At 74.5% G+C, this 14,232-nt stretch carries 12 protein-coding genes; 7 read left to right on the forward strand and 5 right to left on the reverse strand.

The window, feature by feature from the left end:
• Positions 1 to 87 precede the first annotated feature (87 nt).
• A complete protein-coding gene (locus ACFXDJ_RS05280; RefSeq protein WP_384660223.1) occupies positions 88 to 1,041 on the reverse strand; it encodes a SigB/SigF/SigG family RNA polymerase sigma factor in 954 nt (317 codons plus the stop codon).
• A 253-nt stretch (positions 1,042 to 1,294) separates the two neighbouring features.
• Between ACFXDJ_RS05280 and ACFXDJ_RS05285 the strand changes: the two genes are divergently transcribed.
• The gene (locus tag ACFXDJ_RS05285) at positions 1,295 to 2,884 is read left to right on the forward strand and encodes a S8 family serine peptidase (RefSeq protein WP_384847851.1); all 1,590 of its coding nucleotides are present in this window, start codon (positions 1,295 to 1,297) and stop codon (positions 2,882 to 2,884) included.
• Between the two features lie 349 nt (positions 2,885 to 3,233).
• On the opposite strand, the gene ACFXDJ_RS05290 is transcribed toward ACFXDJ_RS05285, so the two are convergent.
• Both ACFXDJ_RS05290 and ACFXDJ_RS05295 read right to left on the reverse strand, forming a co-directional pair.
• The gene (locus ACFXDJ_RS05290) at positions 3,234 to 4,022 is read right to left on the reverse strand and encodes a GntR family transcriptional regulator (RefSeq protein ID WP_384660210.1); all 789 of its coding nucleotides are present in this window, start codon (positions 4,020 to 4,022) and stop codon (positions 3,234 to 3,236) included.
• A gap of 136 nt (positions 4,023 to 4,158) precedes the next feature.
• Positions 4,159 to 5,772, reverse strand: coding sequence for an IucA/IucC family protein (locus ACFXDJ_RS05295; RefSeq protein WP_384847854.1), 1,614 nt, complete (start codon positions 5,770 to 5,772; stop codon positions 4,159 to 4,161).
• A gap of 126 nt (positions 5,773 to 5,898) precedes the next feature.
• Between ACFXDJ_RS05295 and ACFXDJ_RS05300 the strand changes: the two genes are divergently transcribed.
• The 4 genes from ACFXDJ_RS05300 (at position 5,899) to ACFXDJ_RS05315 (ending at position 10,764) form a co-directional block, all read left to right on the forward strand.
• Positions 5,899 to 7,452, forward strand: coding sequence for an IucA/IucC family protein (locus tag ACFXDJ_RS05300; protein ID WP_384660215.1), 1,554 nt, complete (start codon positions 5,899 to 5,901; stop codon positions 7,450 to 7,452).
• Between the two features lie 33 nt (positions 7,453 to 7,485).
• Positions 7,486 to 8,142 (forward strand): class I SAM-dependent DNA methyltransferase, encoded by a 657-nt coding sequence (locus ACFXDJ_RS05305; protein ID WP_384660218.1) that lies wholly within the window; start codon positions 7,486 to 7,488, stop codon positions 8,140 to 8,142.
• Between the two features lie 154 nt (positions 8,143 to 8,296).
• Positions 8,297 to 9,817, forward strand: a complete 1,521-nt coding sequence (locus ACFXDJ_RS05310) for an FAD-binding oxidoreductase (protein WP_384847857.1) — start codon at positions 8,297 to 8,299, stop codon at positions 9,815 to 9,817.
• Positions 9,818 to 9,846: 29 nt separating this feature from the next.
• Complete coding sequence (locus ACFXDJ_RS05315) at positions 9,847 to 10,764, forward strand: trypsin-like peptidase domain-containing protein (RefSeq protein WP_384661696.1); 918 nt, start codon at positions 9,847 to 9,849, stop codon at positions 10,762 to 10,764.
• Here ACFXDJ_RS05315 and ACFXDJ_RS05320 read toward each other — a convergent pair.
• Both ACFXDJ_RS05320 and ACFXDJ_RS05325 read right to left on the reverse strand, forming a co-directional pair.
• Positions 10,718 to 11,110, reverse strand: coding sequence for a hypothetical protein (locus ACFXDJ_RS05320; protein ID WP_384661698.1), 393 nt, complete (start codon positions 11,108 to 11,110; stop codon positions 10,718 to 10,720). The genes ACFXDJ_RS05315 and ACFXDJ_RS05320 overlap by 47 nt on opposite strands.
• Before the next feature lie 52 nt (positions 11,111 to 11,162).
• The gene (locus ACFXDJ_RS05325; RefSeq protein WP_384661702.1) at positions 11,163 to 12,110 is read right to left on the reverse strand and encodes an AEC family transporter; all 948 of its coding nucleotides are present in this window, start codon (positions 12,108 to 12,110) and stop codon (positions 11,163 to 11,165) included.
• Positions 12,111 to 12,200: 90 nt separating this feature from the next.
• Here ACFXDJ_RS05325 and ACFXDJ_RS05330 point away from each other — a divergent pair, with 90 nt between their 5' ends.
• Both ACFXDJ_RS05330 and ACFXDJ_RS05335 read left to right on the forward strand, forming a co-directional pair.
• Positions 12,201 to 13,538 carry a sensor histidine kinase gene (locus tag ACFXDJ_RS05330; protein WP_384661705.1) on the forward strand — a complete coding sequence of 446 codons (1,338 nt, stop codon included), beginning with the start codon at positions 12,201 to 12,203 and terminating at the stop codon, positions 13,536 to 13,538.
• A complete protein-coding gene (locus ACFXDJ_RS05335) occupies positions 13,535 to 14,218 on the forward strand; it encodes a response regulator (RefSeq protein WP_384661708.1) in 684 nt (227 codons plus the stop codon). Before ACFXDJ_RS05330 ends, ACFXDJ_RS05335 begins: the two co-directional genes overlap by 4 nt.
• The last annotated feature ends 14 nt before the right edge of the window (positions 14,219 to 14,232 follow it).

The raw sequence follows: 14,232 nt of genomic DNA on the forward strand, positions 1-14,232 counted from the left end.
GGCCGGTATCGGCCGGCGGACGGGTCCGCTCCAGCAGCGCTACTGCCCCGCCTTAACCCCTGCAAACGGTGAAGTGAGTCATGTCACCTACGGTACGTCGCCCCCCGCACCCTCGGCTGCGCCCTCCGCATCGGGTTCCACTTGCTGCGGGGCCACGGCTTCGGGCCGCTCCGGGGCGTCGAGCATGGAGGCCCGCAGGTGCGCGAGCACCCGGGTCAGGAGGCGCGAGACTTGCATCTGCGAGATGCCGAGGGCGGCTCCGATCTGGGCCTGGGTGAGCTCCTCGCCGAAGCGCATGGAGAGCATCCGGCGCTCGCGGTCGGTGAGCCGTTCCAGCAGCGGTGCCAGGGTCTGGATGTCCTCGACGCGCTCCAGCGCCGGCTCCTCGGCCCCCATGGTCTCGGCGAGGGTGTTGCCTTCGGTGCGGCCGTCGCCGCGATCGGCCTGCGGAGCGTCGAGGGAGCCGCTGGTGTGGCCGTTGGCGGCGACGATGCCCTCGATGATCTCCTCCTCGGTGAGGGAGAGGTGCGCGGCGAGGTCCGCGACGGTCGGCGGCCGGTCGAGGACGGCGGTCAGGTCCTCCTTGGCCTTCGCCAGGTCGATGCGCAGCTCCTGGAGGCGGCGCGGGACCCGTACGGCCCAGGTGGTGTCCCGGAAGTGCCGCTTGATCTCGCCGCTGATGTACGGCATGGCGAGGGAGGAGAACTCGACCTCGCGGGCCGGGTCGAACCGGTCGATGGCCTTGATCAGGCCGATGGTGCCGACCTGGAGGAGGTCTTCGAGGTCGCCGCCGTCGCCGCGGCCGCGGAAGGGGCGGACCGCGAACTGGACGAGCGAGGCGTTCATCTCCACGAGCGTGTCGCGCACGTAGCGGTGCTCGGGGGTGCCTTCGTCGAGTTCCCGCAGGCGCCGGAAGAAGAGTCTCGACAGCTCGCGCGCGTCCGCGGGGGCCACCTCGCGGGGCCCTTCGATCCGTGGCAGGGGGATCGCGGCGGCGGGTCCGGTTTCGCGTCCGGCGGTATGGGAGAACGGGGCGGGCATCGGCACGGGGTCGCTCCTTGGGCTGGTCGGCTTGCGGCGCGTGACCTTGATGGTCGTCCACCCTAGCCGGTTCCGCATTCCCTTCCCCAGTCCTCGGGCACCCATTCCAACCAGCCGGGTCCGGGCCGGATTTGCGGTGGGGCCCCGTTTCGGTTGCACATCGGCCGTACGGCCCAGAACGCGTCGTCCTTCCGGTCAGGAGCCCCCGACTGCGCCCTTGTGGACCCGGTCCGGCGTCCACGACCGTGGGCGGATGACTTCCAGACCGCACTTACGGAACTCGACGAACCCAAGGAACGTACGCGGCTTCGCGCTCGCCCTCTCCGCCGCGCTCGCGCTCATCGCCCCGGGCGCCGCCTCCGCGGCCGCGGCGACCGCTCCGGCCGAGGGACTCGTCCACTACGCCGGCGCGCGGGACTCCGTCCCCGGCAGCTACCTCGTGGTCCTCGACCCGGCCCGCGCAAGTGCCCGTACGGCGAACGGCCGGTCCGTCGTCGAACGGTTCGGCGGCACGATCGGCCGGACCTACGGCTCCGCGCTCAACGGCTTCTCCGCCCGGATGTCGCAGCGCCAGGCCCGGCGGCTCGCCGCCGACCCGGCCGTCGTCGAGGTCGCGCAGAACCGGAAGCTGAGGCTCGACGCCACTCAGCCGAGCCCTCCCTCGTGGGGTGTGGACCGCATCGACCAGCGGCGGCTGCCGCTGGACGGCGGCTACACCTACCCGGACACGGCCGGCCAGGGCGTGACCGCGTACGTCATCGACACCGGCATCAACATCAGCCACCAGGACTTCGGCGGGCGCGCCTCGTACGGCTACGACGCCATCGACGACGACACCGAGGCCGATGACATGCACGGGCACGGCACGCACGTCGCCGGGACCCTCGTCGGCACCGCCTTCGGGGTGGCCAAGCAGGCGAAGGTGGTGGCCGTGCGGGTGCTCGACCGGAACGGCGAGGGCACCACGGAGCAGGTGGTCGCCGGGATCGACTGGGTGACCCGCAACGCGGTGAAGCCGGCCGTCGCGAACATGAGCCTGGGCGGCGACCCCGACGACGTGCTCGACGCGGCCGTCCGGGGCTCCATCGCCTCGGGCATCACCTACGCGGTCGCGGCGGGGAACCAGAACCTCGACGCCTCCCAGCACTCCCCCGCCCGGGTCGCTCAGGCGATCACGGTCGGCGCGGTCAACGACCACGACGCGCGGTCCTCCTACTCCAACTTCGGCCCGCTGGTGGACCTGTTCGCCCCCGGCGACCACATCACCTCGGCGGTCTTCTGGGGTGACGACTGGAGCACGGTCATGTCCGGCACTTCGATGGCCACCCCGCACGTGGCGGGCGCGGCCGCGCTGTACCTGGCCGGCCACCGCACCGCCACCCCGGCTCAGGTGGCGAGCGCGCTGACCTCCTCGGCCACCACCGGGGCGGTGCTGGGCGCGGGGCCCGGCTCCCCCGACCGCTCCCTGTACGTGGGCGGCGCGCCGAACCGGGTGCCCGGCAAGCGCTTCGAGAGCACCACGGACTACCCGGTCGGGGACCTGGAGACCATCGAGTCCCCGATCACGGTCAGCGGCGTCCCGGGCCGGGCACCCGCCCAGCTCGGCGTGGAGCTCTACACGAAGCACCCGGACTCGGGAACCCTGCGGGTGGACCTGGTCGCGCCCGACGGGACGGTGTACCCGGTCAAGGACGAGTACACGGACTGGGGCGAGAGCGATCTCGTCGCGCTGTACGGGGTGGACGCCTCCTCGGAGACGGCCAACGGCGCATGGAAACTGCGCGTGTTCGACGCGTTCGCCGGCAACACCGGCTACCTCGACGGGTGGGCGCTGCGGTTCTGATGCCTCCGGCACCTCTCGTGCCGGCGCGGGGGCGCGGCCGCTGTCCGGGCCCCCGGCCCGGCCCGCAGTCCGGTGCGGTGGTCCATGGTGAAGCGGCCGGGCTGGACGGTGACCGAGTCGCCCCGGCCAAGATCACCCAGGAACTGACCGCCGACGAGGCCTCGTTCGCGATGCGCCAGGCCTCCGGCCACTGGTCGAGCCGGATCCTGGAGCACTCCACCCTCCAGGCGGGCACCCGCATCGGCCACCACCCCGGGATCCCGCCGGGTGACCTGGGCCGGCGGGCGGTCATCACCCCAACCCACCACCGGGGACGTCCACACCGGCCCGTGAGGGCAGCCGCTCCGGTCTACGTCACCCGGAAGCCGACCGCGGTGTGTGACCGGTCGAAGGTCAGCCGGTCCCAGGTGGGAAAGGCGAGATCGGTGACGGCGAGCAGCCGGCCGGAGGCCTCGTGCAGGGTGCGGCGTACGGAGAGGCCGCCGGCCGGGGTGGCCGCATGGGGGAAGGTGGTGCGGGTCATGGTGATGGTCTCGGCGACCCGGCCGCTCCGCGCGGCGCGCTCCAGCCAGAGGTGCAGGGACCGCAGGTCCTCGTCCCGGACTCCGGCCGCCGCACGGTCGCGGTAGCGGCTCAGCTCGGGGGCCTCGGCGACGGCGCGCGGGCAGAGGTACGTCACCGCGTGCCGCCGCGTCTGCCCCGCCGGGCCGGTTTCACGCTGGTGGTGGACCAGGGTCCGCTCCCCGCCGCGCATGCCGAGCTGCTCGGCGAGGGTGGGTGCCAGGGTGACGAGGGTGAGCCAGCTCTGCGTGACCCCCTGCGGCGACCCGTGCGCGGATCCCTGCACGGATCCCTGGACCGCTCCCTGCGGAGAGGCAGCGGCCTGCGACGGCGGCGCCGGAAGGGCCGGCCGGGTGCCGCGGCGGCCGGTGACGACGAGGCCGTCCTCGCGAAGGTGCTGGAGGGCGGCCCGAATGGTCTGCCGGTTGACCTCGTACCGGACGGCCAGGCTGCGCTCCGAGGGCAGTTTGGCGCCGGGGGTGTGAGCGGTGCGGTCGATCTCGCGCCGCAACGCTGCGGCGATCCGCTGGTACTTGGGCATGGCGGCCGGGCCGCCGCCCCGCGAAGGGGAGGGCATGGCTTCTCCTCTGACGGGTGGTCAAGGACTGCGCGGTCTGCCCGGCCAACCTAGCATTGGTCTATACCTTTACGTGAGGGGTCCCCCGCAGCCGTTCCCCGATTGGCCGGAACCCCACCCCCCGCTTCGCCGCCGCTCAGCAGTGCAGCGGGTTGGGAAGCGGCAGGTAGCGGGCGTCCGCGCCGTCGGCCCGGGTCCAGCGCAGCAGCAGGTTGGTCTTGGCCGGGAGGCTCGGGGCGGCCAGCAACGCGGCGACCTCGGGCAGGCCGTGGGCGGCGTCGAAGCTCAGGAACTCCTCGCGGGCCGCGGGCCACAGGGTCCCGGCCACCTCCGGATGGCACTCCGCGAGGGCCCCCGCGATCTCGGTCAGATGGTTGACCACCAGGCAGTAGACGAGCCGCTGCCAGGCGGCGGCACGCTCCGGATCCGGCAGCAGCTTCACGCCTTCCGCGTCCCGGAAGAGGGCCTGGGCCGGCATCCCCTCGGCGTCGACGGCGACCAGGGTGTTCTGGAGGTGGGCCTCCAGGACGATGCCGTGCCGGGCGAACAGGTGCAGCACGGGCGGCACCACCTGGCGCAGGTACGCCCGCCACCACCCGGCCGGGTCGGCGGCGGCCGCGAGCGGGCTGCCCGGGTAGCCCTCCGCCAGCGCGGCGGCCAGCAGGGGCGTGAGCCCGGGCTCCGCGTGCGCCCGCAGGCCGTCGCGGACCAGCACCGCGAGCTCCTCGAAGGCGAACGCGGCCGTGCGGTAGCCCCGGTCGGGGAGCCAGGCCGCGCTCGATCCGGTCGCGCGCAGCTCCGCGAAACCCGCCTCGACCGCCGCGTCCGTGCGGCGGAGCTTGAGCAGGTCGTGCCGCCACAGCCGGCGCACGTCGTTGGTGATGCGCACGTCGAGGCTGAACTTCACGAAGAGGTCGCCGTCGGGGACATCGACACCCGGAGCCCCCGGGCGGGCGTCCGGCGAACCGGCGTCCGGGCCGGCGCCGCCGGGCACGTACAGGGTCCGGATCGAGGCGGTCGGCCAGACCGGCAGCGGGCCGGTCCCCAGCCGCAGCAGCCGCCCGTCCTCGAAGGCCTCGCGCACCGCCGGTCGGGATCCGACCAGGTCGAGCTGCCAGGGGTGGGCGGGCAGCAGCCGGTAACCGGCGGGCGGGCGCGGCCCGCCCCGGGCCGCCGCCAGCGAGTCGATCGCGGCGGCCGCCCGCGGCCCGCCCTCCTCCACCACCTGGTCCTCGCGCAGCCCGAGGAAGACCAGCGGGAACCGGGCGTGCGCCTCCGGGGCGTACGGGAGCCAGCTCGTGGCCGGTGCGCCGCCCCGGGCCTTGGGCGCGGGGTGGTGCGGATGCCCCATGACCAGGGCCTGCTCGGAGCGGACGTACGGGTCCGCGGGCGGCTCGGCCGCAGCGCGGGCGGCCAGCAGCACGGCCACGGTCTCGCGACTGTCGGCGATCTCCACCGGCAGCTCGTCGTTGGAGACACCGGTGTACTGGCGCAGTTCGTCGGAGACGAGCTTGACCAGTTCGGTGTGGCTGAGCGGATGCCAACCGCCCGCGGTGCGCAGTTCGGGGTGTCCGGGCCGCCGCCCGGCGCGCACGCGCAGCAGCCTGCCGCTGCCGAGCAGCCGGTACGAGCCGTCTCCGGCGGCCTCGGCCGCCTCCCTGAGCAGGCAGTTCAGCAGCGGGGCGGCAGCGTACGCGTCGGCGGCGGCGCTGTCGGCGGCGTTGAGGTCCACTGATTCCATTCGGTCCATCCGGTGCGCCGGAGGTTCGCGGGACGTACCACCGGCCGTGATCTTCAGTATCCGCGATGATGAACTGATCATCACCGAACCCGTTCTCCGTTCACCCGTGAGAGGAACAAGGCCCTGGCCTCCAGCATGTACCTCCCCGCCACCCCGGCCGAAGAGGCCGTCGCCGCCGAACTGGCCGAACCGGCCGGACCGGACGCGCCCGCACGCGTACGCCCCGCCCTCGGGCCCGGCTACGCCGCCGCGCTCCCCGGCGCGCGCGCCGCCGTGCTGACCCGGCTGTGGCGGGCGCTCGCCTGCGAGCCGCTGCCCTGGGTGGAGTTCCGCGAGCGGGGCTCCGGCGGGCTCTCGCTCCGGCTCGCCTCGGGCGCCCGGCTGGAGGGCCCGCCGGCGGACCCGTACGCCACCGCGCCCTACGTCACCGAGCTGCTGCTCGACGGCCGCCCGTACCGGCAGGCCGCCCGGCTGGTGGCGGCGCTCGGGCTGGCGCACGGGGAGGGCTTCGCCGCCGAACTCGACGACAGCACGGCCTCCCTCGCCCTGTCCCGGGCCGGGCAGCCTGCCGGGGCCGGGCCGGGGCCGTCGGCCGCCTGGGAGTGGGAGCAGCGGGTGGTGGACGGGCACCCGTACCACCCCAACTGCCGCTCCCGGCCCGGCTTCACTGTGGCCGAGCAGCTGGCATACGCGCCCGAGCACCGGCCGGTGGTCACGCTCGGGCTGGCCCCCGTACCGGCCGGGGAGTGCCTGGTCGCCGGTGACTGGCCGTCGCAGTGGCGGGAGGCCGGGCGGATCCTCGTACCGGTCCACCCCTGGCAGGCCGAGCACGTCCTGAAGCAGGGGACGGGCCCGTCGGAGATCCGGCCGGGGCCGGCCGCGCACCCGCTGATGGCCCTGCGCACCCTGGCCCCCGCCGACGGCGGCCCGCACGTGAAGACGGCGCTCAGCGCCCGGCTCACCTCCTCCGTGCGCGACATCTCCGTCTACTCCGTCGAGACGGCCGCCGTGCTCTCCGCCTTCGCGCAGAGCCTGTCCGAACGCCTCGACGGCCGCCTCCACATCACGCGCACCCTGGGCGCCGTCACCGCGCACACCCCCGACCTGGCCGCCGTGCTCCGCGAGCCGCCCGAGGTGTACGCGGACGCCGGCGCGGGCGAGCGCGTCCTGCCCGTCGCCGCGCTGGCGCTGACCCCGTACGCGCGTTCCGCGCCCTGGCGGGCCGGTTTCGCCCGCCTCGCGCTGTCCGTGTGCCTGCGGGTCCTGGACCTCGGGGTGGCCCTGGAGGCCCACGGCCAGAACCTCCTGGTCGTCCTCGCGGCGGACGGCACCCCGCTGCGGCTGGTCTACCGCGACCTCGCAGACATCCGGATCAGCCCGGCCCGGCTCGCCCGCCACGGGCTGCCGGTGCCCGCCCTGTCCGGCCGGCTGATCACCGACGACGAAACCGTCCTGCGCCGCAAGCTCTTCGGTTCCCTGGTGGCCGGGGCCCTCGGCTCCACGGCCGGTTCGGCCGGGTCCCTCGGCGCCGATCTCGCGGCGGCGGCGCCCGGCCTCCCACCCACCGCCGACACCCGGGCGCTGCTGACCGGGCCGCTTCCGACCAAGGCGCTGACCCTGATGCGCCTCAGCCCCGGCATCCCGGGCGACCAGTGGGCCGACCTGGACAATCCGCTGAACAGGGGCTGAGTTAAGAGCGGGGTCGGGCTAGTGTCCGGGAGCATGGCACCGACTTCGCACTTGAACGCCGTACGGGCGTCCTACGACACCGTGGCCGCCGACTACGCCCGGCTGCTGAGCGCCGAGCTGGCGGGCAAGCCGCTGGACCGGGCGATGCTGGCCGCCTTCGCGGAGTACGTGCGCGGAGACGATCCGCACGGCGGCCGGGCGGTCGCGGACCTCGGCTGCGGGCCGGGCCGGGTGACGGCGCACCTCGACGGTCTGGGCGTACGGGCCTTCGGCGTCGACCTGTCCCCCGCGATGGTGGCGGTGGCCCGCCGGACGTATCCGGGGCTGCGGTTCGAGGTCGGCTCGATGGCCGCGCTGGACATCGCGGACGGGGTGCTGGGCGGGGTCCTGGCCTGGTACTCCACGGTCCATACCCCGCCCTGCGAACTGGCTCCGCTGTTCGCGGAGTTCGCGCGGGTGCTGGCCCCGGGCGGGTACGCGCTGATCGCGTTCAAGGCGGGCGAGCGGCAGAGACGGCTGGAACACGCGTACGGACATCCGGTCGAGCTGGACGTCTACGAGAGCCGGCCCGATCACATCGCCGCGCTGCTGGCCGAAGCCGGTCTGGTCGAGGCGTCCCGGCTGGTCCGGGAAGCGGACGCCCACGAGAAGTCCCCGCAGGGCTTCCTGATGGCCCGCAAACCCGCCTGACGCCGCCGGGACCCGCCCCGGCCCTCCGGGCCACCGGTCCCACCGGGCTCACGGGCCTCCCGGGAGGCCCGGGGGATGGGCCGTTCGGGCGGCAACTCGGCCCCGGCGGGCCCGCCTTCGCCCCGAACGGGCGCGGCGGTGGCAGGAAGGAGGGATGAGCCTCCACCGCCGCCGGGTCCTCGCGGGTGCCGCCGCCGGAATACTCGCCTCCCTCGGCGCGACGACCCGCCGCGCGGGACCGGATTTCGGGGCGCTGGCCCGCGCCCTCGACGGCCGGGTGGTCACGGCGGCCGACGGGGACTACGCCGAGGCCCGCCGGCTCTTCCAGCCCCGCTACGACACGGTCCGGCCGGGCGCGGTGGCCTATCCCGCGCACCCCGGAGACGTGGCCGCCTGCCTGGACTTCGCCCGGAGTTCGGCCGTCCCGGTCGTGCCGCGCGGCGGCGGGCACCACTACGCCGGCTGGTCCACCGTCGAAGCCGGGCTCGTCATCGACCTCGGCGCCATGGCGGAGGTGTCCGTGGCCTCCGCGGCCGAGGTGCGGATCGGCGCGGGCGCCCGGCTCGGGGAGGTGAACGCCGCCCTCGCCGGGCGAGGCCTGGCCGTCCCGACCGGGCTGTGCCCCTCCGTCGGCATCGCCGGGCTCACCCTCGGCGGCGGGCTGGGCCTGGGCTCCCGGTCCTACGGGGCCGCCTGCGACCAGCTCACCGGCGCGACCGTGGTGACCCCCGACGGGGCCGTCCGCCAGGTCGACGCGGACCGCGACCCCGACCTGTTCTGGGCCCTGCGCGGCGGCGGGGGCGGCAACTTCGGGGTGGTCACCGGCTTCCGCTTCCACCCCCACCCGGTCGCCGACTGCGCCTTCGCCGAGCTGCACTGGTCCCCCGCCGACTCGTCCGCCGTCCTGCGCGGCTGGCAGCGCTGGCTGGAGGCGCTCCCGGATCCGTTCTGGAGCCAGGTGGAGTTCACCGTCGACGGCGGCCCGGTCGGCGCCCCGGCCCTACGGGTGCTCTGCCTGGACGGCGGGCGCGGCGAGCTGGACCGCCAGCTGGCCCGGCTCTCCAGCCTGGTGGGGCGCGGGCCCCGGGACGACTGGAGGGTCGTGCGGAGCTACGGGGACACGGTCCTGGCCATGTCGGGCTGCCTCGATCGGAGCCCCGCCGAATGCCGGCTCCCCGGCGCCCTGCCCGGCCACGATCCGCAGGGCCGGCTGGGCCGCGATTCGTATGCCGCCCGCTCCGACTTCTGGGCCCCGGGCGCGCTGACCGGGCCCGCCGCCGAGGCGGTGCTGGCCGCCCTCCGGCGCTATGCCGCGAGCGTGCCGGGCGGCGGGTTCGGGGTGGTGCAGTTCGACGGGGTCTGCGGCGGCGCCCTCAACCGGCTCCCGGTGGGGGCCACCGCCTTCGCGCACCGCACCGCCGGGTTCCTCGCCCAGTACCTCGTCTACTGGCCCGGCCCGGCGCCGGCCGCCGACATCGCCCGGCACCAGGACTGGCTCGACGGGCTCTGGCGCGATCTGCGCCCCTGGGCGAGCGGAGCCGCGTACCAGAACTACGCCGACCCGAAACTGACCGGTTGGCGCGAGGCGTACCACGGGCCGAACCTGGCCCGCCTCGAAGAGGTCCGGCGCAGGTACGACCCGGACCGGCTGTTCCGCTTCCCGCAGGCGATCTGATACTCCCCATCCTCAAGAAGGAGACGGACATGCGACGTACGTTGACGGTGGCGGCGACGACGGCCGCCCTGCTGCTGCCGGGCGGGCCGCTGCCCGTGGCCGAGGCCGGGAACGCCCCGCCGCCCTCGGGGCGGTGGTCCGCCCTGGAGGCGGAGTCCTTCTGGACCCCCGACCGGATGGCGTCCGCGGTGCCGATCAGCCGCGGCGGCGCCCCGGCGGCGGGGGACGGCACCGGCCAGGACTTCGACGGCATTCCGGTCGTCGGCCGGATGTTCGTCATGAAGGGCGGCGGCGCGTACTTCTGCACGGCGAGCGTGGTCGCCTCCCCCGGCCGCGATCTGGTGCTCAGCGCGGCCCACTGCCTCCTCGGGACGGACGCCCGCCAGGTGGCCTTCGTACCGCAGTACACGGCCGGGAACCCGCAGCCCTACGGGATGTTCCCGATCCTGCGCGATGCGGGCGGCCGGTCCAAGGTGTGGATCGATCCGCGCTACCAGGAGCTCGGCGCCGACCAGGGCGCCGCCCTCGACGTGGCCTTCGCGCAGGTCGGCCCGGACGCCGACGGGTTCCCGGTGGAGGACGTGGTGGGCGGCAACCGCCTGGTCACCGGCGCCGGGTTCACGCACCCGAAGGTCTCGCTGATCGGCTATCCGGCCTCCGCCGCCCGGCCGCGGCTGTGCGTGAACCGGACCACGAAGTTCACCAGCACCGATCCGGGGATCCCGGGGGACTTCCTGCGGATCGACTGCACCGGCTACCCGGGCGGGACCAGCGGAGGCCCGTTCCTGACCGCGTACGACGAGCGGACCGAGACGGGCAGTGTGGTCGGGGTGATCGGCGGCTGGAAGACGGGCGGGGACACCCCCGACACCTCCTACAGCTCGTACTTCGGCCCCGAGATCAGGAAGTTGTACGAGACGGCTCTTGCCGGGGCGCGGGTGGCGTGAGCACCCGTACCCAGCGGGTGCGACGCGGGTTCCCCACGGTCCGCGGCGTCGCCGGCAGCCCGTCGGCGGTCAGCGGGTCGGGGGGCGCGAGGCCGAGCTGACGGCGCAGGTCCGCGAGCGCGGTGTGGACCGGGGCGAGGATGACCTCGGCGCGCGGGTGGGCGTACGCGAGGGCGTGCGCGGCCGTCTCGATGGCCTCGGCGGCGTCCTCGACCGCCGTCCGGCTCCATCCGCCGGGCGCGGCGTGCCTCCACGGCGCGAGGGTGTCGTACAGATGGCAGGCGGCGTCCGCCACGGCGTCGGCCTGTTCCCCGACCCCGGGCGCCGCGATGGTCGGCAGCTCCATACCGGGTCAACGAGCGGGGCCCGCCGGGGGAACGAGCGCTCTCCCGGCGGCTTCAGGCGACCACGGCCTGCAGCCAGAGCGGCAGCAGCAGGAGGGACACCACCGAACTCTTGATCACGACGGAGGCGGAGAGGTCCACGCCGACCTCGTAGCGCTGGGCGAAGATGAACAGGTTCTGCGGGGTCGGCATCGCGGCGATCATCACGAGGTACGTGAGCCACTCGCCCCTGACTCCGAACAGCACCCCGCACACCGCCCAGGCCAGCAGCGGGAAGGCGAGGCATTTGAAGCCGATGAGCGCCAGTTCCTCGCGGGTGGTGCCCCGGATGTCGAGGCCCATGCCGCCGAGGTGGAGCCCGAGGGCGAAGAGGGCCACCGGGGAGGCGCTGTCACCGACGAACGCGGCCCCGTCCAGGACCACCTTGGGGACGTGCACGGACAGCAGGTTCAGCAGGATCCCCGCGTTGCAGGAGAGCACCACCGGGGTGACGAGCGAGGCACCGACGGCGCGGGTGAGCTTCTGCGCGGGGCTGCCCGCGCCCGGACCCGTACGGCCCAGTTCCATGATGGAGATGACGACGAGGGACAGGACGCAGACCTGGAAGAGCAGGACCGGGAAGATCGGCGCCGCCGTCCCGAAGAAGGTGATGAAGACGGGGACCGCGAAGTAGGCGGTGTTGACCTGGACCCCGGCCATCACCCGCAGCGCCACGTCGCGGGGCTCCCGGATCCCGGCCAGGGCCGCGGCGGCGGCGACCAGGACGACGGCGAGGGCGGCGGCGGCCGCGTAGCCGCCGATGGCCCGCCAGTCGAAGAGGGCGGAGAGGTCCGCGGCGTAGATGTTGCCGAAGAGGTAGCACGGGACGGCGAAGAGGAAGGCGTAGTCGGCGAAGACCTTGGAGGCCTCCGCGGGAACCACCTTGCGGCGTGCCAGCAGCACTCCGGCGCCGAAGGCCAGTACCACCGGCATCAGCTTCTCCAGCGCCGCCGCCCCGCCCATGTGAACCGCTCCCCCGTGATCGACGACCGCCCCGCACCCTACCCGTACCGTCCGTTCGGTCGGCCGGCCGGCCCGTAGGGTGGTCCGATCATGAGCAAGACGCTGAGGAAGACCCCCCGGTCGAAGGCCCGTACCTCCGCTTCCGGCGCGCGGCCGCCGCGCGCGCCGTCCCAGCTGTCGGTGGCGCTGCGGACGCCCGCCAGGGCCGCCGAGCCGCTGTTCGCGCAGGCCCCGAAGGCCTGGCAGCGGCTGCTGCCGTACGCCGTGACCGCCGTGTGCGTGATGACGCTGCTGCCGGTGACGATCGTGGTGCTGACCAACGACTACAAGGCGGGCGGCGGCTGGGCCGGTGCGCTGGGCGTGGCCCAGACGGTGCCGCTGCTCCTCGCCGTGACCCGGCCGCTGCCCGCGTGGGGCATGGTGCTGCTCGCGGACACCGTCGGGGCCGTGGTCCTGACCCAGGCCGACCAGGTCGCCCGGCACGCCTGGCCGTGGACCCCGATGGTGATCGTCGGCTACCTGGTGCTGATGGCCTGTCTGGGGCTGCGCGAGTCCATCCGGACCCTGGTCGGGGTGTGGCTGGTGACCGGGGTGACCGGGGTGGTGCTGGGCTTCTTCCAGCCCGCCGGGGTGATCAACACCGTGGCCCTGCTGTTCGTACTCGGCGGGGTGGTGCTCGCGCTGACGGGGGCGCTGCGCGGGCTCGGGGACGCCCGGTACAAGATCGCCGAACAGGAGGGCATCAGCGAGGCCGAACGGGCCCGCCGCACGCTCCTGGAGGAACGGGCCCGGATCGCGCGGGAGCTGCACGACGTGGTGGCCCACCACATGTCGGTGATCACGGTGCAGGCGGACTCGGCGCCGTACCGGCTGCCGGGCATGGACCGGCCGGTCCAGGAGGAGTTCGCCGCTATCGCGGCGAGCGCGCGGGAATCGCTCGGCGAGATGCGGCGGCTGCTCACGGTGCTGCGCGGGGACGAGGCGAAGGGCGGCGACCTGGCCCCGCAGCCGGGCCTCGGGAAGCTGCAGCAGCTGGTGGAGGCGACCGTACGGGCCGGGCAGCCCGTGGAGTTGGCGCTGGCGGCGGGCGCCGCCGGAGCGGCGCCGCCGGCCGTGGACCTGTCGGCGTACCGGATCGTGCAGGAGGCCCTGGCCAACGTGGTGCGGCACGCACCGGGGGCGCCGACCCGGGTGTCGGTGACCTTCGACGCCCAGGAGGTGCTCGTGCTCGTGGTCAACGGCCCCGCGCGGGACGCCGTGGTGGCGCTGGAGACCTCGGGCACGGGGCACGGTCTGGTGGGAATGCGGGAGCGCGTACGGTTGACGGGTGGGACGCTGGACACCGGCCCGCTGCCCGACGGCGGCTTCCGGGTCGCTGCCCGCCTGCCCCTTTCCTCCGTGAACACGTCTGACGAGGACGCCAGTTGACCATCCGCGTGATCATCGTCGACGACCAGGCCATGGTGCGGGCGGGGTTCGCCGCGCTGTTGTCGGCGCAGCCCGACATCGACGTGGTGGGCGAGGCCCCGGACGGGCGCCAGGGCGTCCAGGTCTCCCGCACCGTCCACCCCGACGTGGTGCTGATGGACGTGCGGATGCCGGAGATGGACGGGCTGAGCGCGGCCCGCGAGCTCCTCGATCCCCCGCCGGGGGTGGTGCACCGGCCCAAGGTGCTGATGCTGACCACCTTCGACATCGACGACTACGTGTACGAGGCGCTGCGCGCCGGAGCCTCCGGGTTCCTGCTGAAGGACGCCCCGCCGGCCGATCTGATCGCGGCGGTCCGGGTGGTCGCCTCGGGCGAGGCGCTGCTGGCCCCGTCGGTGACCCGGCGGCTGATCGCGGACTTCGTCGAGCGGCGGCCGACGCCGCGCAGGAATCCGGCGCTGCGGCTGAACGGGCTGACCCCGCGTGAGACCGAGGTACTGGAGCTCATCGCGCGCGGGCTGTCGAACCAGGAGATCGCCGGCCACCTGGTGCTCGCCGAGCAGACGGTCAAGACCCACATCGGGCGGGTGCTGGGCAAGCTGGACCTCCGGGACCGGGCCCAGGCCGTGATCTTCGCGTACGAGGCCGGGCTGGTGCGGCCGGGCGACACGAAGGGCTAGACACCGGGGAGCGC

Source organism: Streptomyces sp. NPDC059443, from assembly GCF_042750105.1.
Taxonomy (GTDB): domain Bacteria; phylum Actinomycetota; class Actinomycetes; order Streptomycetales; family Streptomycetaceae; genus Streptomyces.

Coding starts and splice junctions, on each gene's coding strand:
- ACFXDJ_RS05330 (WP_384661705.1), top strand. CDS start 12,201: ATGAGCAAGACGCTGAGGAAGACCCCCCGGTCGAAGGCCCGTACCTCC.
- ACFXDJ_RS05310 (WP_384847857.1), top strand. CDS start 8,297: ATGAGCCTCCACCGCCGCCGGGTCCTCGCGGGTGCCGCCGCCGGAATA.
- ACFXDJ_RS05325 (WP_384661702.1), bottom strand. CDS start 12,110: ATGGGCGGGGCGGCGGCGCTGGAGAAGCTGATGCCGGTGGTACTGGCC.
- ACFXDJ_RS05285 (WP_384847851.1), top strand. CDS start 1,295: ATGACTTCCAGACCGCACTTACGGAACTCGACGAACCCAAGGAACGTA.
- ACFXDJ_RS05320 (WP_384661698.1), bottom strand. CDS start 11,110: ATGGAGCTGCCGACCATCGCGGCGCCCGGGGTCGGGGAACAGGCCGAC.
- ACFXDJ_RS05300 (WP_384660215.1), top strand. CDS start 5,899: ATGTACCTCCCCGCCACCCCGGCCGAAGAGGCCGTCGCCGCCGAACTG.
- ACFXDJ_RS05295 (WP_384847854.1), bottom strand. CDS start 5,772: ATGGACCGAATGGAATCAGTGGACCTCAACGCCGCCGACAGCGCCGCC.
- ACFXDJ_RS05290 (WP_384660210.1), bottom strand. CDS start 4,022: ATGCCCTCCCCTTCGCGGGGCGGCGGCCCGGCCGCCATGCCCAAGTAC.
- ACFXDJ_RS05305 (WP_384660218.1), top strand. CDS start 7,486: ATGGCACCGACTTCGCACTTGAACGCCGTACGGGCGTCCTACGACACC.
- ACFXDJ_RS05280 (WP_384660223.1), bottom strand. CDS start 1,041: ATGCCCGCCCCGTTCTCCCATACCGCCGGACGCGAAACCGGACCCGCC.
- ACFXDJ_RS05315 (WP_384661696.1), top strand. CDS start 9,847: ATGCGACGTACGTTGACGGTGGCGGCGACGACGGCCGCCCTGCTGCTG.